Annotated in this window: 18 protein-coding genes and 4 pseudogenes; 8 read left to right on the top strand and 14 right to left on the bottom strand. The window is 35.1% G+C overall.

The window, feature by feature from the left end; genetic code table 11:
• Nucleotides 1-270: pseudogene (locus AC1F25_RS02890) on the top strand (restriction endonuclease); the annotation flags it as partial.
• A 231-nt stretch (nt 271-501) separates the two neighbouring features.
• On the opposite strand, the gene AC1F25_RS02885 reads toward AC1F25_RS02890, so the two are convergent.
• Both AC1F25_RS02885 and AC1F25_RS02880 read right to left on the bottom strand, forming a co-directional pair.
• A complete protein-coding gene (locus AC1F25_RS02885) occupies nt 502-921 on the bottom strand; it encodes a toxin (RefSeq protein WP_225479451.1) in 420 nt (139 codons plus the stop codon).
• A gap of 23 nt (nt 922-944) precedes the next feature.
• Nucleotides 945-1,199 carry a hypothetical protein gene (locus AC1F25_RS02880; RefSeq protein ID WP_002316334.1) on the bottom strand — a complete coding sequence of 85 codons (255 nt, stop codon included), beginning with the start codon at nt 1,197-1,199 and terminating at the stop codon, nt 945-947.
• Between the two features lie 177 nt (nt 1,200-1,376).
• Here AC1F25_RS02880 and AC1F25_RS02875 point away from each other — a divergent pair, with 177 nt between their 5' ends.
• Nucleotides 1,377-2,042 (top strand): hypothetical protein, encoded by a 666-nt coding sequence (locus AC1F25_RS02875; protein ID WP_002292140.1) that lies wholly within the window; start codon nt 1,377-1,379, stop codon nt 2,040-2,042.
• Nucleotides 2,043-2,440: 398 nt separating this feature from the next.
• On the opposite strand, the gene AC1F25_RS02870 is transcribed toward AC1F25_RS02875, so the two are convergent.
• Entirely contained in the window at nt 2,441-3,400 is a 960-nt protein-coding gene (locus AC1F25_RS02870) for an IS30 family transposase (protein WP_002336308.1), read from the bottom strand.
• 91 nt (nt 3,401-3,491) lie between these two features.
• Nucleotides 3,492-3,986: pseudogene (locus AC1F25_RS02865) on the bottom strand (restriction endonuclease); the annotation flags it as partial.
• Between the two features lie 191 nt (nt 3,987-4,177).
• On the opposite strand from AC1F25_RS02865, the gene AC1F25_RS02860 reads away from it, so the two are divergent.
• Nucleotides 4,178-4,432 (top strand): toxin, encoded by a 255-nt coding sequence (locus tag AC1F25_RS02860; protein ID WP_087063755.1) that lies wholly within the window; start codon nt 4,178-4,180, stop codon nt 4,430-4,432.
• Between the two features lie 176 nt (nt 4,433-4,608).
• On the opposite strand, the gene AC1F25_RS02855 is transcribed toward AC1F25_RS02860, so the two are convergent.
• The 3 genes from AC1F25_RS02855 to AC1F25_RS02845 all read right to left on the bottom strand — a co-directional run bounded on the left by AC1F25_RS02855 (nt 4,609) and on the right by AC1F25_RS02845 (nt 5,952).
• A complete protein-coding gene (locus AC1F25_RS02855) occupies nt 4,609-4,920 on the bottom strand; it encodes a hypothetical protein (RefSeq protein ID WP_479994227.1) in 312 nt (103 codons plus the stop codon).
• 209 nt (nt 4,921-5,129) lie between these two features.
• On the bottom strand, nt 5,130-5,291 hold the full coding sequence (locus AC1F25_RS02850) for a hypothetical protein (protein ID WP_002342167.1): 162 nt from the start codon (nt 5,289-5,291) through the stop codon (nt 5,130-5,132).
• Entirely contained in the window at nt 5,284-5,952 is a 669-nt protein-coding gene (locus AC1F25_RS02845) for a zeta toxin family protein (protein ID WP_002342166.1), read from the bottom strand. Before AC1F25_RS02845 ends, AC1F25_RS02850 begins: the two co-directional genes overlap by 8 nt.
• Before the next feature lie 724 nt (nt 5,953-6,676).
• On the opposite strand from AC1F25_RS02845, the pseudogene AC1F25_RS02840 reads away from it, so the two are divergent.
• A pseudogene (locus AC1F25_RS02840) lies at nt 6,677-7,305 on the top strand (type 1 glutamine amidotransferase family protein).
• Nucleotides 7,306-7,919: 614 nt separating this feature from the next.
• Here AC1F25_RS02840 and AC1F25_RS02835 read toward each other — a convergent pair.
• The 3 genes from AC1F25_RS02835 to AC1F25_RS02825 all read right to left on the bottom strand — a co-directional run bounded on the left by AC1F25_RS02835 (nt 7,920) and on the right by AC1F25_RS02825 (nt 11,737).
• On the bottom strand, nt 7,920-8,687 hold the full coding sequence (locus AC1F25_RS02835; RefSeq protein ID WP_479994226.1) for a MurR/RpiR family transcriptional regulator: 768 nt from the start codon (nt 8,685-8,687) through the stop codon (nt 7,920-7,922).
• 84 nt (nt 8,688-8,771) lie between these two features.
• Nucleotides 8,772-10,103, bottom strand: coding sequence for a 6-phospho-alpha-glucosidase (locus tag AC1F25_RS02830; protein WP_479994225.1), 1,332 nt, complete (start codon nt 10,101-10,103; stop codon nt 8,772-8,774).
• A gap of 44 nt (nt 10,104-10,147) precedes the next feature.
• Nucleotides 10,148-11,737 (bottom strand): alpha-glucoside-specific PTS transporter subunit IIBC, encoded by a 1,590-nt coding sequence (locus AC1F25_RS02825; protein WP_479994224.1) that lies wholly within the window; start codon nt 11,735-11,737, stop codon nt 10,148-10,150.
• Between the two features lie 263 nt (nt 11,738-12,000).
• On the opposite strand from AC1F25_RS02825, the gene AC1F25_RS02820 reads away from it, so the two are divergent.
• Nucleotides 12,001-12,711, top strand: coding sequence for a hypothetical protein (locus AC1F25_RS02820; RefSeq protein ID WP_002308919.1), 711 nt, complete (start codon nt 12,001-12,003; stop codon nt 12,709-12,711).
• 115 nt (nt 12,712-12,826) lie between these two features.
• On the opposite strand, the pseudogene AC1F25_RS02815 reads toward AC1F25_RS02820, so the two are convergent.
• Both AC1F25_RS02815 and AC1F25_RS02810 read right to left on the bottom strand, forming a co-directional pair.
• Nucleotides 12,827-13,840, bottom strand: a pseudogene (locus tag AC1F25_RS02815) (S66 family peptidase).
• A gap of 23 nt (nt 13,841-13,863) precedes the next feature.
• Entirely contained in the window at nt 13,864-14,358 is a 495-nt protein-coding gene (locus AC1F25_RS02810; protein ID WP_479994223.1) for a YbaK/EbsC family protein, read from the bottom strand.
• 149 nt (nt 14,359-14,507) lie between these two features.
• Between AC1F25_RS02810 and AC1F25_RS02805 the strand changes: the two genes are divergently transcribed.
• Nucleotides 14,508-14,876 (top strand): iron chaperone, encoded by a 369-nt coding sequence (locus AC1F25_RS02805; RefSeq protein ID WP_002308916.1) that lies wholly within the window; start codon nt 14,508-14,510, stop codon nt 14,874-14,876.
• 457 nt (nt 14,877-15,333) lie between these two features.
• Nucleotides 15,334-15,786: a helix-turn-helix domain-containing protein gene (locus AC1F25_RS02800; protein WP_002316342.1), complete on the top strand. Its 453-nt coding sequence runs from the start codon at nt 15,334-15,336 to the stop codon at nt 15,784-15,786.
• A gap of 212 nt (nt 15,787-15,998) precedes the next feature.
• Here the strand turns inward: AC1F25_RS02800 and AC1F25_RS02795 are convergent, their stop codons facing one another.
• Both AC1F25_RS02795 and AC1F25_RS02790 read right to left on the bottom strand, forming a co-directional pair.
• A complete protein-coding gene (locus tag AC1F25_RS02795) occupies nt 15,999-16,850 on the bottom strand; it encodes a GRP family sugar transporter (RefSeq protein WP_002288523.1) in 852 nt (283 codons plus the stop codon).
• Between the two features lie 12 nt (nt 16,851-16,862).
• The gene (locus tag AC1F25_RS02790; protein ID WP_002308914.1) at nt 16,863-17,648 is read right to left on the bottom strand and encodes a glucose-1-dehydrogenase; all 786 of its coding nucleotides are present in this window, start codon (nt 17,646-17,648) and stop codon (nt 16,863-16,865) included.
• A 406-nt stretch (nt 17,649-18,054) separates the two neighbouring features.
• Between AC1F25_RS02790 and AC1F25_RS02785 the strand changes: the two genes are divergently transcribed.
• Nucleotides 18,055-19,305, top strand: a complete 1,251-nt coding sequence (locus AC1F25_RS02785) for an IS110 family RNA-guided transposase (RefSeq protein ID WP_119364931.1) — start codon at nt 18,055-18,057, stop codon at nt 19,303-19,305.
• Nucleotides 19,306-19,737: the final 432 nt, after the last annotated feature.

Genomic DNA, 19,737 nt, shown 5'->3' with positions numbered 1-19,737 from the left:
GATAGTTATGCTTATAAACAAATAGCAGAAAATGAAAAAGCACATAAAATCGAGTGGTATGGCAGATATGAACTTTTAAAACTGTTAAATCAGTTGATTCCAGAAACGATGCTGAAATATCAAGTATTGAGTTCTTTGCCTAAAAATATAAAAATTTGTCCTAAATGTAACAAAGGAGTCATGATACTACGGCAGAATGGAACAACCGGACAATACTTTAATGCTTGTGCAGCTTATTGTGGTCATACGGAAAGTATCAAGAAGTATTGAAATGACAACACTATTTAAAGTATCAAGCATTACTCCAAATATTGAAGTATTTCTAGTTCATTCCTGTAGTAATAATTTTTAAATAACTTATAGGCTTCTTCTGAAGTATATCCTCCAGTAAATTCCAAGTACTGGAGGATTCTTTTTCTTAGTGCTGCCTTGCTCATGAAAAAGTAGTTGGCTACTTCGTTAAAATTTCTGAACTTTTTTAACGCATAAGGAAGAGCCCGGTCATTCGCCATGAGGATACTGGCACCTATATTTGCTCGAAGTTTTTTTATAGTCTTCTGGCAAATAAGTATCTTCTAAAATCATATCAGAAAATGCATGAGATTCTCCAAGATAGGGGACGTCCTTATAATAATGGATGATCTCATGCATTTTTGTAAAATTTTTGCGTTCAAGCATTAAATGTTGATTGGTGGTAATGATGATTTCGCCATGAACTTTTGTAATGGAACCAAGCATTTTCTTACTTAAGTTATCTTTGAAGTCGTAATCGATGAATTCTACATCTTCTACTTCATTCACATAATTCTCAATGTCGTAGCATTTTACATGTTCCATTTTCTTTGAACAGTAATAACTAACTTCTTCTGAGAGTTCATTTGCAAGGTCTGCAGCTTCAAAATAAAGTCCTTCAGAAATCACATTCAATCCGATAATTCTCCCGGCTATTTTTTATTTTTCTTTGCTTTTGCACGTTGAACTAAAAAGTCCATATATTCATTTAATTCTTCTTCCAATTCTTCAATGTCTTCTACTTCCATATCTGCAGTATTCAATCTGAAGTGAGAAAGAATACTGTCTCCAAGCTGATCTTCTTCGCTACGTTTTGGAGGAGTCGGATCAGAGGTTCTATTTAGTAGAAAATCTGTAGAAACATTGAAGAAATCTGCTATTACTGTGACTAGCTGATAATTTGACAACAAGGTGATTAAATTCGACTTTTTTGTAAAATTAGAACTGTTTTTTTATAGAATATAAAAATAGTAACGATTATGAGTCTAAAACAACTTTTTAAGATGCTATAAAATATTAAACTTGTTATCAATTTATAGTTATTTTGTCTTTATAAGGCAAATTTAAATTTTGGAGGATTCATAATGAAAAAGAAATATCTGGACTTAAAAATGTGGATTAGTGTAATAGCAGTAACTTTTGTTTTGTCCGTAGTAGCAACAAGTGGGAGTATGATTATTTCAGCGAATGAGTTGATTCTGGATGAAACTCAGAATAGTAAAAGCAATTTTAGTTCTGAAGACTTGTCAGTTTATTACTCGGAAGAAAAAAAGAATTCCGAACTAGCCCTTGAAAAAATCAAGGAAGAATATGGAGATGTTCAACCTAAATTTAACGAAAACGGAGAAATATTATTAACACCTGAAGATGAATTAAGGATGGAACAAGCAATCAATCAGTATTTAGCAATGATTGGATTCAATCCAAGAATGCGAGGCGTAGGGAAAAACTGGTGGAACTCAACTGGTTTTGTTGCTGGTGTCATTGATGCAGGATTAATCGTTTTGGGTCTAGGTTTAGCAAATTCAAGTGTGAATACGGTAAAAGCAATTATTAGAAAAAACAAGCGAAATATTGCTCGAGTAACTGAAAATGTAATTGTTGCACAAATTGGAATTACCACTGTAAGAGGAAAAGCGCTCGCAGCTGTAGAAATTGCCTTAGCTTTAGCTGGTACTTCGGCTGGAGGTCTAATCGCAGAAGGTCTTGATCGAGTAGATGGAAGAAATGATAATTATCTTTGGGCATAGCGCTAGACAAGATTAAAATTCAAGTAGATGAGGAGCTATAAGTGACAATAGGAGAAAATTTGAATTTTTTAGGTAGAATATTGCTAGGAGTATTGAGTGTGTGCTGCTTTATCATTGGCACACGATTTCTCTTGAAAGTAAAAACAATTGTTCGTTTCAATTTAGGAAAAGAAATGTCAAAAACAGACTATATAAAGGTAGAAACATGTTTAATAAAATATAAGCTATTTGTAATTTGGGGCTTTGTGTTTCTTGCGATATGTTTAATTTTGGTACGTTTTTAAAAAAACTACCCTTCTCTAAAAGTTCATTTGTAAGGTCGGCAGTTTCAAAATAAAGTTCTTCAGAAATCACATTCAATCCAATAATTCTCCTGGATTTTTTTATTGTCTTAATTGTCAAATTAAGTTAGACAGATCATCAATACTTACGTAACTCAAAAATACTTCCAAAGGTGTTCGATAATCCAGTGATTTTCTAGGAATATTATTTCGTTTAGATGCGACAGATTGAATAAAAAATTCATCTACTGAATTGAAATCCATAGATTTCAATAAACCATCTCTACGTAACAATCCGTTAGAATTCTCGTTTAGGCCTCTTTGAGACGGCGTTCCTGGATCAGCGAAATAAATGGCAATATCATTGACATTACTGATCTGTTTCCAATTTGAAAATTCCTTTCCACAATCAAAAGTGATGGATTTGAATAGGTTTTTCGGTACAGATTCAAACCATTGATTTAATTTTTTTTCAATATCAATCGCTTGTCTACCACACGGTTTCAATGTGATGATAACTTTTGATAATCGTTCAACTAAGGTAATTACAGCACTTTTATGTTTCAGACCTACGATAGTGTCACCTTCAAGGTGACCAAACTCATTTGAGAATTGGCTATAATCCTTTTCACGTTCATGAATAGAGCGGCGGAAAGTTTGTTTTCCACGTCTTTCTTGATGTCCATTCGGTTTACGCTTGCCTTTCATCGGTAAGTCAGAAGAATCAAATAGCCCCTTTTTGAACATACGATAAATGGTACGAGCAGAACAACTAATAGGAAACGCTGCACGACCAACAATCACATCGGGTGTCCATCCTTGAACAACCTTTCTTTGAATATATTCTGATTGTTCCTCGGGTAAAACAAGCGGACGTCTACCACAGTTTGATTTGTTTTTCTTATACTGTTGATAATATTCTAAGGCTGATTTTCCTTGCTTGAAGAACAGATATACTTTATGGATCGTTTGTCTTGAACGATTCAAGCAATGGGCAGTTTTAGCAACAGATTGATTAATTTTGAAATAAGACTCTATTATTACAAGTTCATCCGTTGTAAGATGGGTATAGGTCATTGTACTCACTCCTTATAATTCTTTGGTCGGAACTATTTTGAGTGTAGCACAAATGACTTTTTTAGTTGTCTAGCTTAATTTTACAATCGGCGCTATTAAAAAAAGACGAAGTAATAAACATCTTTTTAGTCCAGTTTTTATCAGATATTCCTGCAAAAATTTTTACGTCATTATCAGTGATCAATCGCTCCTCTTTCGTGCTATTTAAGCGCTTTGATTTTGCTTGAACCGCTATACGCTCATTATCTTTAGTTAAAATCAAATCTACACCACCATCGCCAGTATAGACACGCTTGTCTTTTTTATACCTTTTTTTAGTAATTTCAACTTTATATCCAGCCAACCGAAACACCGCGGCTAAAAATCTCTCAAAATGATCCCCTTGTCTCACTCGATCTCGAATACTACTTCCAAAATCCCTATCCATATCGCTTACGAAATCTACGACAATTTTTTCATCATTATTTAGTGCAAATGATATTTCTTCCAATCCCTTTTTTTCTTCTGGGATAATTTCTTGAACCTCTGTTTCATCTTCTGGCTGACTCGATTTTCCATTTAACTTCTGTAAAAATTTTAGAACCAATTTATTGTCTCCCTTCACAAAGTTATATATCACTTTTTATTGTAAATTAATAACAAGAGTATTAATTTGTTTGATCATAAAAAAATTATTTTTTTGTGAAAGGAAGATTGAACTTTCGAACAATATAAAAATGCATGAGATATTCCACTTTATAGGGATATACCCTTGAAGAATCTCATGCATTTTTTGATATGAAATTTAGAAAAATTTACTTGCTAGAAAACTGTGAAAAAGAACTTCGTGCAAATGTAAGTGTCAGCATCCTCATGGCGAATGTTCGAGCACTTCCTTATGCGTTAAAAAAATTTAGAAATTTTGACGAAGTAGCCAACTACTTTTTCCTGAGAAAGGCAGCACTAAAAAAAAGAATCCTCCAGTATTTGGAATTTACTAGAGGATGTACATCTGATGAAGCGTATAGATTATTTAAAAATTATTACTATTAAAGTGGGCGAGAGTTACTGCATTTTTTTCAATAAAAATGATAGCTTGTAACTCTCACGTATTATGCCTAGATACGTAGGGTGGATTACTAATCACATAGTCATAAGTACTAAATTTCTCTTTCATTTTGATTATGTCTAGAGCATCAAGTTGTCTTATATTCCAATTTATTTTTCTACTAATATTTATTATATTTTTTTGAAAGCTCATCTAATTTTTCAATGCACTTTTTTATAGTATCTTTTCGGATGTCAAATGCTGCTATATTTTTTTCTAAAAATTGAATCTTTTCATTTTCAGATTTATTTTTATTCTTTTGGAAAAAATTTTTTATCACTAAAGACAATATATGTCCTTCACCTACTGCTGGTTCAATTAAAGTAAATTCTTCTGTATAATTTATTTTAAGTAATTTAACAAGTTTTTCAGCCAGTTTCGTATCTGTATAAAAAATCCCATTTTTCTTTATAAACTTGTTTTCTTCGTTCACAATATTTACTCCTTTAGATAGCAAATAACTAAAAGATACATGCTATACAGTGATTCTTCAGCTTTTAAAATTTATAGCCTTTTCAATGAAAAACACTTGATGTTTTAAACCAGCTTATGTTTATTATTTTATCATAAGTTAGTTAACTTGAAAGTGTATAAATAAAAAAATCACAACTAATCTTTAGCTGTGATTTAAAATCTTGATAGTTATTTATCTAACCCTGTTAATTTCCGCTGTTTTCTATTTGACTCGTTTGCTACATACTGTAGAACGGTCATAAATTCTTTTCTAGTTGCTTTTTTATTGAGATCACCATAACTACGGTTATATTTTTTCATAATCGCTTCCGCTTTTTGTTTATCAGTCATATAATTTCCCCTCCAAATCTGCTCTTGTAAATGATTCTGGCAAAATAAGATCTATATCTGAAATATCTGGAACTATTGTGGCTATTTCATTCTTATAGTCTTTTAAAATCACATGTACAGATACAGATTCTCCGTAGTGTTTTAGTACTTCGCGAACATTCTCTCGAGACTTAAAGTAAGCATTGATAAAACGATCCTTTGGTACAAATCGTCCTTCTACTTTTTCTCGTATTTTTGTGTAATTCCAAGCAACGAGAGGATCTTGGAAGATAAAATAGATTGTCACATCATAATCTCGAGAAAGGCATCTCTCAATATTTTGTTTTGCCCGACCAATGGCGAATGTTCCATCTAATAAAAATGAATAGCCGTTTTTCAATATCGTGTCTAAGGAATAATCCACTAACCAAGATGCCCCGCGTTGAAAATCAGAGGAATTACGACCATTATATCCTGGAAATTTTGCTCGGAAAACATCAGCATCTATTCTACAGATATCTTCTGATAATTCCAGTAGACTAGTTGCTACCTCAGTTTTCCCAGCACCAGGCGTACCTGCCATAAATATAGCTTCTTTTTGATCTAGTCGAGCGATTTTATCTTGAATTACATCTTTAAAAAATTCCTTTTTATGTTCTTTAGCGTAGGCTTTATCATCCAATACTACTTCCTCCAATAATTTCTCGAAATAGCTTTGTTAATCATCTAAATTTTCCGTTGGATACTAATTAATGTCATCATCTTATTTCTTTATTATACAACAATTTAGACTATAAATATTAGCCAATTCAATTCTTCAGTGATTTTTATAAATTAAAGTCACAGTAATAGCAGATACGCTCGCAAAACGGGATATGAATGTACGCAGAAACTTTATTTTCTGTGGCTTCCACTATTTTCTTAATGAACTGGTTACATGGTTATATATCTCATGCTGAGTGTTTGACACGTTTTATTGTTTCGTTTTTATAAATACTTTTTACCTTCCAGTTTCTTTTTAGATTGTATTCAAATAAATAGAGAAGCTAGTCAGAACCTCTACTTAGTAGACCAGTTATTTTTTCTCTTTTTGGTACTCAATTTTCCATCAATCAAAGAAACTTTCCGACAGTATTATTCTTAATTCGAATAGATTCGCAAAATAGAAACCATAGTAGACTTTCTGACTCAATCTAAGATTCTTTCATAGACAGTAACGTTGAGACAGCTGGTTCTTTGTCATCCACGTAGGCAAAATGTTATAATGCCAGTAAATAAAGTTGGCTGCCAATGTACTCTGTCTAAAACTTAAGAATTGTTGTTTACTCTTTCGCTATCCAAATTTAATGAATGTCTGTATATTAAAACTGTTGTCCTTGTCATAGATAATAAAGGAGAGCTTGAAAATGAAAACTGCGGTTACGTTTCTATTAGAGGAATATGCCGATTGGGAAGGGGCTTATATTACTAGCACACTAAACCAAAATGAGGGATGGCAAAATAAAACTGCTTCTATCCAATCAGAGGTCACTTCCATGGGAGGACTAAAAACAAAAATCGATTATTTAATCGAACAAATACCTGAAAAAATTGATCTCTTTATTATGATTGGTGGCAATTCATGGGACATAGAAAATCACCATTTATATTTAATAATCGATAAATTTTTAAAAACAGGCGTACCAGTAGCTGCGATTTGTGGGGCAGTTGATTATTTAGCACAGAGCGGATTATTGCAAGGTTACAAACACACCGGAAATATGCAATTTCCTTGGTTAGAATCGGAAAATTATCAAAATAAAGAAGATTTTATAGAACAACAAGCTGTAAAAGATCATAACTTGATTACCGCGAATGGAACAGCTCCTATAGAATCCACAGATTTGATTCTTCAAGCAGTCCATTTTGAAACAGAAGAAATAAGACAAAAAACGATTCGTCTATACAAACTTGGATACTATGATTACTATGAAAAGTACGGAGATTCTTTCTCCTAATCATTCTCTTCAATTGGATACTCTTATCAATGTTGTGACAAGCAATCTAACAATGATTGCTTGTCACACTTTTTTATGGTATTTGTCAAAGAAGATACACTCTATTTATGTTCACTATAGAAGATTCCATTAATTTACAAATTTATATATCGTGTTAAACTTTTTCTTCTATTTTTCTATTTGTATAAAAAAAACTGAGAATCAATTTTTTAACTCATTCGTAAAAGCAAAAATATAGCTAGTAGACTAATGGTTCCTATAAAAATCGTGCTAGATAAAACTAGTACTTTGCTGTATATAGTGGACTTCTTCCCACATCTTTTTAAACTTCTTACATAGAGAAAAGCTAAAAGAGCTCCTATTAAATTTCCTGTTATAACTTGTTGGACAACAGTAAATTGTAGGTATATTCTTAACAAGCTGATGTCAATTGTTCTTTTTTCTAAAAAATAAAGAATACTTGCTTGAAATAACATTAAAAAAGGAAATAAGGAACCAAGAGCGACATATGGATTATGGAAAAAAGCTTCATGTATCACTCCATTCATTCTGATAGTCATTAATATAGCATAGAAATAAAAAGGAAAGCTGCGGCTATCCAATAACCAAGTAAAATGTGTTTCCAGAGTCCTTCTATCCTGTCTCTTCTCATCTAGCTCTCCTCTCTCAGCGTATATACACCATAAGCACGAACTAAATAATCCGCTAAGCAGCTCAAGCTGATCAATGATTGAAATGGCTTATTTTCTTTTCCAAGGATAAAGCAATTACAATAATAATTTAAATGATAAGTACTATGGCGTGTGAAATAATTATCTCCAGCTGCAGTAATGGTCAAAACTGGAATTTTCTGTAATTCAAAGGCAGTCAGATTTTCTTTGACCTCATGTGTTTCACCGCTCAAAGAAGCAATAATGGCCATATCTTCTAATGTTATCAGTGGCATGGCCATATCAAACTCCGTCTTATTTGGCAACACCATTACTCTCTTTCCAATACCTAGCATCATTTTATAAAACTCATCAATTACTTTCTTTTGTGAAAATCCCGTTGCATAGCAATAGATCATCTTACTTCGGTCTAAGCATTGAAGGATTGGCTTTAAGTTGACAGCCTTCATGTAATGAAGCGTCTGCTGGATATCTTCCAGTTGTTTTTCAAAAATATCTTCTTTTGTTCTAAGCCCATTTTCTTTATTTGTTACATGTCGTAAAAAATATTTGAACTCAGAATAACCAGAAAACCCCAATTTCTTAGTTGTTCTCATAATGGAAGATTTTGAGACATAAAGTCTCTCCGCTAAGTCAGTTATTTTCAAATTTTGTATCAAGCTAGGATCCGATAAAATAAAGTTCAAGATTCCTCGGTCTAGTTCGCTTAATTTTTCTGCATGTTGATGAATCAATTTTTCTAGTTCCATACTATCCCTCCTCTATTATTAGTATATGCAATAACATGAAACTATTTTTTAATAGAGGAGAACCACGATGTATTTGGAATACTGCTATTTCAATTCAGGCCAGTATTCTTGGTTTACACTCACCAAATCATCTAGTAGATTTTTTGCAACTTTTGCGTTTGGAACAATCTTTGATAATGTCAGTGCTTGCCATAATTTCTGATAAGACCTTTCTTCCCAAGCTTCGACTACTAATTTTTCAACTGCTACTTGTTGTTCCATCAATCCCTTTTGGAAGCGTGGAATCTTTCCTTGTATCAACGGTTCTGGTCCATTGCTGCCAACTATACAGGGTATTTCTACCATCGCCGACTCATCAAAATTCTCGATAGCTCCGTTATTAGGTACGATCAGCAACATCCTTTCATGAGTGTTATAGGCAATTGCTCGTGCTAAATCAACGATATAGCTAGCATGTTCATCGATTTCTAGTATCGTATTTTCTGCTGAACCACTACTAGTGATACGATCACATTCATTAAATACTTGTTTTTCACGTCCAACCATCACTTCATTTGCACGCGTGAACTCTGGATTGGTGTGCGCTACTTCATCTTGCGGATAAAAGTAATATTTCAAATAAGTGTTAGGAAGAGTAGTTGGGTCAATGTCATATACTTCTTTTGCTTTCATAAATGTATGTTTCCAACTTGCATCAGTTTGTTGTGATTCTTGAGATTCCGATGGTAGAGCGTAACCAAACTGACTAACATATTCTTGAATTTTAGGCATCAAATCATTTCCTTCTGTATCTCGGATATCCGTCCACCATCCAAAATGATTCAAGCCATAGTAGCGTACGACCATTTCTTTGCGTGAAGCTAAACCGATAGCTTGAGCCATACGCTCTTCAATTCCCACCGGCATATCACATATATTGATGATTTTTGCTTTAGGACGTAATTTTCGAGTCGCTTCTGCCACGATCGCCGCTGGATTAGAGTAATTGAGCATCCACGCATTTGGTGAATATTTTTCCATATAATCTATCAACTCTAAAACACCGCCAATTGAACGCATCTCATAAGCAATTCCGCCAGGTCCACAAGTTTCCTGACCAACTACCCCATACTTCAACGGAATTTTTTCATCTTTTTCCCGCATCGCATATAAGCCAACACGAATATGTGCCATAACAAAATCAACATCAGTGAATGCTGTTTCTGGATCAGTAGTGGCTGTAAATAAAATATCTGGTGCTCTTTCCTTCAATAAAATCTCACACGCAGAAGCAATACGTGTTTGTCTTTCCTCCAGATTGTCATAAAATTTGATTTGCCGGATAGGAAATCTATCTAGATGTTTCAAAAGCATCAAAACAATTCCAGGAGTAAATGTACTCCCTCCGCCGGCAATCGTGATTGAAAATTTTTTCATATTAACATTCCCCTTTCTGTTTGTCTGTTAAGATTTTTGTGAAACTATTGTTCTATTTCTAATAAACGTTCAAATTGTTCACGTACTTGTGGCACGTCCAAACCAACTATTACTTGAAAAGCATTGCCGTTTCTCACTACACCGTGTGCTCCACCTTCTTTAAAAATCGTATCTTCTAAAACCAACATTTCATTTTTTACAGTTATTCTCAAGCTTGTAGCACAATTTGTGACTTTTTCAATATTTCCGGCCCCTCCAAAACCTTCTAAATAAATAGCAGCTTGATTCTCATATACATTTTCAATTTCTGTTTTTGAAGTTTTCCTCTCTTTTTCTTTGTAATCTTTTTTAGTATATAATTTAACAGCGTCGGTATTCTCTTCTCTCCCCGTAGTGGCAATATCAAATTTGATAATCAGGTATCGAAATACAATAAAATAGATTCCTGTAAAAGCTAGACCAATCACTAGTTGGGTAAAGGTCATTCCTTTATGGTTTTGAAATAATGGAATCCAGACTTTCACAAACAAATCAATAAATCCACCACCAATATCACCTACCACACCAAAACCATACATTATTGCCACCATTGTAGCAGCCAAAAGTGAATGAATAGCAAACAACGGTGGAGATATAAATAGAAACGTAAATTCTAATGGCTCAGTGATACCCGCCAAAACAGCTGTCAAAGTTGCTGGAATCAGGATCGTCAGCACCTTTTTCCTATTCTCAGGTCTTGCAGTGAAATAAAATGCTGCGGCAATACCTGGAGAAGCGAATATCTTTGAATTCCCGTGCAAAGCAAAACCGCCTTCTGGAAAGAGATGCTTAAGTGGCTGTTCGCTGCGAGCAAACTCCTGAAGATGTGTCATCCAGTATCTCGCAATCCCTTCTTCTACTACTGCTGGCCCAAACGCAAACGGTGCGTAGATAAAATGGTGTAAGCCGGTTGGAATCAAAATACGTTCTAAAAAAGTGTAAAGCCAGACACCAAATATACCAGCACCCGCTAAGAAACCTTGCAATGAACTGATTGCCGACTGGATCTTAGGCCAGATAAGGCAGATCAAAAATGCAATAGGTAACATGATGAAAAAACTAATAATCACAACAAATGATGACCCTTGGTAGATTCCTAAAAAATCCGGCAGCTTTTTATCAAAGAATCGATTATGCAGATACACTACAACAGCTGAAATCAAGATTGCCCCTATAATTCCTGTATCCAATGTTTTGATACCCGCAATCATTTTCAGTCCACTTGCGCCGCCCGGATCGGCAGAAAAATCAACACCAAAAAATCCGCTATAAAAGCCTAACATGGTAGAAATGAAATAATTACAAGTAATATAGACTACAAATGCTTCCATTACTGCTCTAGCACTTGCTTTTTTAGCTAATCCGATAGGTAATCCAATAACAAACAACAACTCCATTTGATTGAATACGGTCCAAGCACCACTTTCAACCACTGACCAGATCGAATACCATGCTGTTCCTTCTGTAGCAATACTCCCCACTAACATTGGATTTTTAAAGATGATACATAAAGCCACCATGATCCCCGAAAAAGAAAAGAGCAAAACCGGTGTAAACATAGCTCCGCCAAAGCGTTGAATCTTTTCCATTATCATAATAAGTCAACTCCTTCCATACACATCTTTTGTCGCAGATTTAGTATAAGCATAAAAGAAATCGGTTACAATAGCTATTACACTTTAAGAAACTTGATTTCAATAATAGTTCTTAGGTAGCATATAATGGGAAATTTCCCTAAATACATAAATAAAAGACAGATTTAATCAATGTATAGAAATTTTTTCTCTGCTTCTCCTTTAACCAGAGAAATTTAGAATTATGCTATACTAGTATTAATTAAAGTGACGAGGTGTTTTATATGAAAAAGTTAGGGTTTATTTTAGCGTCGATCTCCTTATTCCTTGTAGGATGTACATCTGCTAGTAAAGAAACTAGTGAGTCATCTGCGACCGCAGTCAAAAGTTCCATCAGACAAACTAGTTCAGCTGAAAAATCAAGTACACAGAAATCAGCTTCTTCTGAATCGAATACATCTTCAACCACCAGCAAGCTTTCAGAGTCCAACCCTTCTTCTATATCTAGTGGTACAGTTGACACGAGTCTTTCTTCTACAGCAGACACATCCTTCTCACAGTCTTCTCAGTCAGTAGATCCGTTAGCAGGATATTCTGATCTGCAAATTGAGTACGCACGCGTTTGGTTGGCTGTCAAGGGTAATACTTTTAAAGATGCATCAGGCGATTTTGAACTACATGTTATTCATTATCCGGCAGGAACACCTATCGATCCCTATGATGCAGGGAGCGTAGGTTATCCAAAAGACGTAGTTATGCTTACTGGAAAATACGGCTACCAGGGAATTTTAGTGTATTCTAGTAACCACGACGGAACGATCACTAGTTATCCAGTTCCTTCACATTGGCAAATACCTGCAGATCAAGCCTCTGATCCAGCATTCATAAAAAAAACAACTCAAGAAATCATTGATCATGCATCTGTGGTTGCTATTCCTACAGGCAACCCAAATGACGTGAAACAGTTAATCGATGTGACAGTTATAGATAATTAAACTTTCTAATATGTTATACAAAAAGAAGCTGACAAAATACTGTCAGCTTCTTTCACTTTCTTTTCTATTTAAATTTATTGGTCTTTGATAGACTCCAAGGCAGGAAAAAATTTTATTAAATAAACGTTTGCAAAATAGTCTCTTTTCCATCTTTTACCGATACTTCTGCGTAGGCACCGTTGATCAATGTTAGTTGTGGCGGCACATGACCGCAATCAATATCATACAAGATTGGTATGTTCAATCCTTTTGAAAGATCTTCATATACATCCTTCATTCGATAATCCAGCAAATCCTCTGCTGCACTTCTGCCAAACATGATACCAGAGCTGTCCTCAAACCATCCTGCTAGTTTCATCTGAACAAGTGATCTTCTTAAATCAACGGAGGATAGCTCACAGTTTTCTAGAAACCACAAGATTGGTTTTCCATCATTATACGTTCTTTTAAACGTTTGGACATCTCCATAAGGTGTACCAATTAAATGTCTGATCGTATCTATACAACCACCTAATAATCGGCCTTTTATCCTTACTGCCTCTCCGCTGACTGTTTGCCAATTTGTTGGTTCAGTAAGATGAAAAACTGAAGGTGACGGTTGCTCATGATGCCATTCTTTTTGATATTTTTCAGAAGAACGCTGTAAGATTGATTCTCCTTTGCCTGTTTCTAGCACACTTTTCCACATCGCTGTCGTTTTATCTGAATAATTTCCTCTTAAATCAATAAGGTTGGTCCCATGTGCAGTGGCTATCCCTGTTTTTAATGTGATGGCGAGTAGCAACGTACTAATATCTCTGAATAACCTACTATCCATTTTGGCTGTAGTGCATCGAAATCGACAGAATCGAGGATCTCAATCAATAATTCTCCTCCCCAAGGCGGAAAGATCATTTGGATATTCTCATCTTTCATCATTTGATTGAATTCATCTGCTCTTTCTCTTGCTGGAGCTGATTTTTTCTTTATCTTGCGTCCACAGCGTCTTTCCAGTAACGACATGAAAAGATTTTTCTTCCATACTCTTTAAAGCCATTTCTAGTAACAGGTGGTGTTCTTCTGCTACGCCCGATGATGGTGCAATAACCCCAATCGTCGTATTTTTACCTAATAACGGATATCTTATCATATTGCTACAGCTCCTAGTATGCACTATTTTGTTTGATTGTTGTTATTTTCATTTGCTGGCATTAAAAACATCGGTATTTTAAGTAGCTGGATGATTTTGTTTAAGTCAATCGTTTTGATGACCATCGTTTGATCTGGCCTTCCTGGTGCAAAAACAAGTTTTTCTTTTGACAATAGTTCTTCGTCAATAATAATCGGTATCTGTTCTTCGTAACCAAATGGAGAAACAGCGCCCTGTTTTTGTCCCGTCTGTTCTTCCATATGTTCTGATAAAACAATAGAAAGCCTTTTACCGATGATCTTTCCTAATGCTTTGAAATCCGTTTGTTTTGTAGTAAAAGTCAGATATACATAGTTATTATCTTTTTTATCTTTTAAGAATAAGCTTTTGGTCTCTGTGCCTGTAAATCCTTGCTCTTTCTTCACCACCAAAGCATCTTCATTTGTATAAATAGCTCGATGATGATACAACTCAAAATAAATATTTGCGTGTGAGAATTTCTTTGCCAAGTCAATCATTTTTATGCCTCTTTTCTATTTTGGTCTTTGAGCCATCTTATCATCAAAATATACCGGATACAATATCGCTTGTTTTCTAATTTATTTTTATACATAACCATTGTTTTTCTGGTAAAATAAATCAAACCACTTAATGGAGGCGTTTTAGAATGGAAAAATTCCGATTGATTATTGATCAAATAAAAGAAAAAGAAAATCAACAAAAGATCAATGACCTTTTCTCTAAGATAGCGAAGACATATCCCCAGCTGGACACAACTGTAAAATGGAACCAGCCTATCTTTACTGATCATGGTACCTTTATTATTGCATTCAGTTTTGCTAAAAATCATTTTTCCATCGCACCAGAAAAAGCAGCGATTCGTGCCCTTGAAAAGACTATCCAAGAAATTGGTTACATATATACGGATAATGTCATCAAAGTTCCTTGGAAAAGTGCAATCAATTGGGAACTGATTGACCATTTTATTTCATTTAATATTGAAGACAAGAAAGATCATAATAAATTTTGGCGATAAAGCTTTATACAAACAAAAACTGTACTGGCGAAGAATCTATCCATTACCTTGTACAGGCTTTGTTCTATCCTTTTTATCCTCACTGGTTAAACACTTAATTGGCAAAGTATCTGTTGTTTTTATAAGGAGTCTTTCTTGTGCTGAAAAAAATCACTGATACGAATGACCTTGAATTTTCAACTTAGTAAAATTTTTTCAGCAATTTTCCTGCAAATCTTTTGAATAAGGAAAAAATACGAGAAAATATCAGCAATCTTTCATAATACTATCCATTATTTTCAGGTATATTTAAATATAATATCACTTTAGAAGAGAATGAATTTCTTTAGAGAAAGAAAAGTTAGAATTTTCTGATTCGTTTTTTGCAATGACTTTAAGTGAGATCGTTCTTTCTACATCTCGTGATAAAGCAACTAACAACCAAACCAATAGAATCATTCACATAGGAGGGTGAACATTGAAAGATTTTTACTCAGTAAATGAATTAGCCGAACAATTAGGTGTTACTACACGTTCTATCAGAAATTATCTTCATGAAGGAAAACTAAAAGGAACAAAGGTCGGCGGACAATGGAAATTTTCTGAACGTAATCTCTTTGAATTTCTTTACGGAGATCAAGCAGATGAAGCAGCAAAAGACATGCAACGATTCATGCTAGATACACCAATCACGATGCGTTTCAACCTTCAGTATCGTGATTTTACAGCGATCAATCAATTCCGAGAACAATTAGTTCAGTACCATAACGATGTTTACGCAAATAAAAAAGACCGTCTTTTACAATACGATCTTTATAAAGATAATCATGCGGAGATACTTATAGGTGGTAATTTTAATTATGTAACGAACTTTAGTCAATGGATCAATGGAAAATTATTGATGCAGACAGATATTTCACTTGTTTCTTAGACGATTAAAAAGAGCGTGGACAAAAGTAAATAACACTTTTGTCTCACGCTCTAAACACGTATAAATGGCGGAAGCAGAAGCAACTCCTTCGGAAATAAGCTGAAATTCACAAAAATTTGAAAAGCAATTTTCGTGAATTCCTTCTTATTTCTTGGAGTTAAACGCTTCTGTCCCGGCCTCTTTTTATAAGTAATCTTTTGCTCTCTTTATCCTCAAATAAAGACCGTGACCATACTTCCTACTACGATCAGCAACAAGCCGATAATCGTTAATTTTTTTTCTTTTGGTGTCTTATTTTCATGCAGGATGTACATACCGCCTAATGTAGAGATAACTACGTTTAGTTGTGTAATGATATATGCAGTAGCAACCCCATTTTCATTCGCTGAAAAAATATAAGCCAACGCTGACACACTGAAGATGGCTCCAACTATTGTTGCTTTCCAACTTTTGTCTTCAGAAAATGCAGTTGGTTTTCGGAAAATTACATAAATAACTGCCCCTAAAAAGACACCGATCATTTGCGGAAAGAAAATGGAAAGTCCACTTGCATCAACTAGTTTGGGCAATGCACTGTAAACCCAATAACCAATACTTGTTGATGCTAATAGACTAATTCCTTTTGTGATACCGCCTTTTTTTCCAGGATCATCACTGATTGCCGTTAAAGCAGAGCCAAATACAAGAAGAATGATCGCTGCTGCACCAATGATTTTCCCCATACTTCCAGACCATTCTCCAAAAGCAAAGACACCAATCAACGAGGTTCCGACTAACTGTAATGCAGTCGAGATAGGCATCGTTTTAGAAACACCAATCAAGTTGAAAGATGTATACTGTCCTGTTTGTCCAATAACCCAAAATGCACCAGAAAGTAAACTAATCAAAAATGTAGTCACTGAAATGCCAGCTGGAGAAGCGAATAATTGAACGAGTAAGCCAACAAGCACCGCTCCAATACCAGTTCCTAATATCTCATTTGTTGGTCTGCCGCCAATCTTTTTCAAAATCAGTGGCTGGATCCCCCACCCAACTGCCGGGATCAATGCAATCAATAAACCCATTTTTATTCACCCTTATCCTTTTCCACCTTGGAACGAAGGATATAAAGTCATCCCACCATCTGCAAATAGTGTAATACCTGTAACATAACTGGATTCGTCTGAAGCCAACCATGCAGCTGCCGCTGCTATTTCTTTTGGTTCACCTACGCGTCCTAGCGGGATCATACTTTCCAAGAGTTCTTTTTGTTCAGGATCATCAAATTTTGCCGCATTAATAGGTGTACGGATAGCGCCAGGTCCTATACTATTGATTCTGATTCCCTTAGGTGCGTACTCCATTGCTACCGTTTCGGTAAATAATTTTACCCCGCCTTTTGAAGCAGCGTAATGAGCAAATGTTGGCCATGGGATTTGTTCATGAACAGAAGACATATTGATGATATTTCCTTTTTTATCATTCTCTGTAAAATAATTCAAAGCTGCTTTCGTTCCGATAAAAACGCCAGTCAAATTTACTTTTAATACTCTTTCCCAATCTTCAAGGCTAAGTTCATGGGTCGGATGCTGATTTTCCATCCCAGCATTATTAACCCAAATGTCTAGTGTCCCAAAATTTTCTAAAGCCGTATCAAGTAAACGCTGTATTCCTTCTTCAGAACTGACATCTGCTTGTACAGAGACTGCTTTTCCGCCTGCCTCTTCGATTGCTTTGACTGCTTTTTCTGCCCCTTCTTTATCCGAATTATAGTTGACGACTACATTCATTTTTTCTTTCCCGAATCGTTGAGCAATCGCTGTTCCAATCCCTTTTGAGCCGCCGGTTACTACTGCGACTTTGTTTTCTAATTCCTTATACATAGTACCCACTCCTCGTAAAATATATTTTGTCTAACAGTTTTCTTTCAAGGTGTCTATAAATCATAAAATTTATTGAATAACACATTCCTTCCGGAATTTGTTTCGATATTGTGTGATTTCTCAGAGTACAATGGATGTATGGAAAGGATCCAACGGGAATTTGCTACTCACCCCTGTAGTTTTGTCTACCTTGTAAAGTCTGTTACCCGTGCCACTGTTATCACTACCAACTCATTAGCTGTTTCGATAATGGACTAGACTTTCAAATAGTAGTTGGAAGGCAGCTTCTAGCTCTTTTATCACCGTATTCTATTAGGCGAGGTTGTGGCTATACAGTGAGTTTCTGGGGAATCCCACAGTATCGAAGCATTTTCCAAAATTTAAAATGAAAGGAGGTCCTTCTTCCATGAAATTATTTGTCGGTATTGACGTTAGCTCTGAAAAATTAGATGTTTGTTTTCTAACTGACGATGATCAACTCTCTATATTGTCTGAAATCCCTGTTACCAATGATATTGAGGGTGCCACATCCATACGAGATATGATTCTTGAGTTCAATGAGAATTATCACTTTAATCAGATTGTGATTGGTATGGAATCAACGTCCATGTACAGCTTTCACCCTTCCATGTTTTTTCACGAAGATGAGGAGCTGAAGAAACTCAATACACTTGTAACGATTGAAAATCCTTTTCGGATTAAACAGTTCAGTCGCATGTTTGATGAGGATAAAACTGATCGAAACGATGCATTAAGAATTGCTGACTTTTTGCGTATCCAACGATTCACAACTTCCCCTATCAAAGAAGAGAAATACATGGCTTTACAGCGTTTAACTCGTACTCGCTATCAACTCATTAAGCAATTAACTCGTACAAAACAACATTTTCTGGAAAATCTAACGTACAAATGCAATACGCTTGCTCGAGAAATGCGAGACGAATCGACAAGTCTTTTTAGTGCCACAGTCATTTCCCTTATGACAGAAGACTTCACCCTCGATGAGTTAGCTGAGCTTCCTTTGGAAGCCTTCTGTGACTTACTTCAAGAAAAAGGAAGAGGTCGGTTCAAGCAACCAGAAAAAATTGCCAAGGCGATTCAACGAGCTATCAGATCAAGCTATCGCTTAGGATCTGTAGCCCAAGAGTCTATTGATATTGTTCTGGGTGTTCTTGTCTGCGAAATACGGGCTCTTGAAAAGAACATCAAAGAACTAGATAAAGCAATCGAACAATTAGTGGTTGTTATTCCAGAATACCAATGCTTAACCAGTATTCCAGGCGTTGGTAAAGTCTACGCCGCTGGATTGATCGCTGAAATCGGTCAAATCGAAAGATTTGAAGATCAGACGAAATTAGCAAAATATGCTGGATTAAGCTGGAAAGTCAAACAATCCGGGAACTATCAGTCACAAAACACGCCTCTGACAAAACAAGGGAATCGATATTTCCGTTATTACTTAGTTGAAGCTGCCAACTCTGTAAAAAATTATCTTCCCGAATATAAAGCTTTTTATCAAAGCAAATATAAAGAGGTTCCAAAACATCAACACAAACGAGCTCTCGTCTTAACCGCAAGAAAATTTACGCGTCTGGTGGATACGCTACTACGTAACCATCAACTCTACACGCCCCCAAGGAGCGTGATAGATAAATAACACTTTGTTATTGACGCAAATTCTTGAAATGACCCGAAAAAATTTTGATTTTGGTCGGGTCTAGTTAAGTGCGCTTCAAAACAGGTGACTCAATAAAACTATGTTTCATTTTTATCTTGACTTATTACCATTAGACTTTTTATACCTAAACCTGTTATTACGGATAACTTTTATTTCCGCCTTAAAGTGAGTGTACACCAATATATATAGTCTAAAGCAAATGATACGCACCAGTAATCGTTTTCATCGGTTGGTAGCATCCTTCTATTTCTATAAAGAAAGAGTTTGTGACAGAAGTGTTCAGCTTCAAGAAATAAGAAGGAATGGACGAAAATTGCTTCTCAAAATTTTTGTGAAATTTCGGCTTATTTCCGAAGAAGCTACTTCTGGAACACCATTTATTCGGAAAAAAGGCTGTGACAAGACTTTTGT

The sequence above is a fragment of the Enterococcus sp. M-BR2 genome (genome assembly GCF_056612775.1).
This window is presented reverse-complemented; position numbering and strand designations above follow the sequence as displayed.

What these genes read in the sequence shown, in the direction of transcription:
- AC1F25_RS02825 (WP_479994224.1), bottom strand. Translation starts at nt 11,737, where the DNA reads ATGATAATGGAAAAGATTCAACGCTTTGGCGGAGCTATGTTTACACCG.
- AC1F25_RS02875 (WP_002292140.1), top strand. Translation starts at nt 1,377, where the DNA reads ATGAAAAAGAAATATCTGGACTTAAAAATGTGGATTAGTGTAATAGCA.
- AC1F25_RS02835 (WP_479994226.1), bottom strand. Translation starts at nt 8,687, where the DNA reads ATGGAACTAGAAAAATTGATTCATCAACATGCAGAAAAATTAAGCGAA.
- AC1F25_RS02795 (WP_002288523.1), bottom strand. Translation starts at nt 16,850, where the DNA reads ATGGGTTTATTGATTGCATTGATCCCGGCAGTTGGGTGGGGGATCCAG.
- AC1F25_RS02830 (WP_479994225.1), bottom strand. Translation starts at nt 10,103, where the DNA reads ATGAAAAAATTTTCAATCACGATTGCCGGCGGAGGGAGTACATTTACT.
- AC1F25_RS02850 (WP_002342167.1), bottom strand. Translation starts at nt 5,291, where the DNA reads ATGACTGATAAACAAAAAGCGGAAGCGATTATGAAAAAATATAACCGT.
- AC1F25_RS02810 (WP_479994223.1), bottom strand. Translation starts at nt 14,358, where the DNA reads ATGATTGACTTGGCAAAGAAATTCTCACACGCAAATATTTATTTTGAG.
- AC1F25_RS02870 (WP_002336308.1), bottom strand. Translation starts at nt 3,400, where the DNA reads ATGACCTATACCCATCTTACAACGGATGAACTTGTAATAATAGAGTCT.
- AC1F25_RS02860 (WP_087063755.1), top strand. Translation starts at nt 4,178, where the DNA reads ATGAAATTTAGAAAAATTTACTTGCTAGAAAACTGTGAAAAAGAACTT.
- AC1F25_RS02785 (WP_119364931.1), top strand. Translation starts at nt 18,055, where the DNA reads ATGAAATTATTTGTCGGTATTGACGTTAGCTCTGAAAAATTAGATGTT.
- AC1F25_RS02790 (WP_002308914.1), bottom strand. Translation starts at nt 17,648, where the DNA reads ATGTATAAGGAATTAGAAAACAAAGTCGCAGTAGTAACCGGCGGCTCA.
- AC1F25_RS02805 (WP_002308916.1), top strand. Translation starts at nt 14,508, where the DNA reads ATGGAAAAATTCCGATTGATTATTGATCAAATAAAAGAAAAAGAAAAT.
- AC1F25_RS02820 (WP_002308919.1), top strand. Translation starts at nt 12,001, where the DNA reads ATGAAAAAGTTAGGGTTTATTTTAGCGTCGATCTCCTTATTCCTTGTA.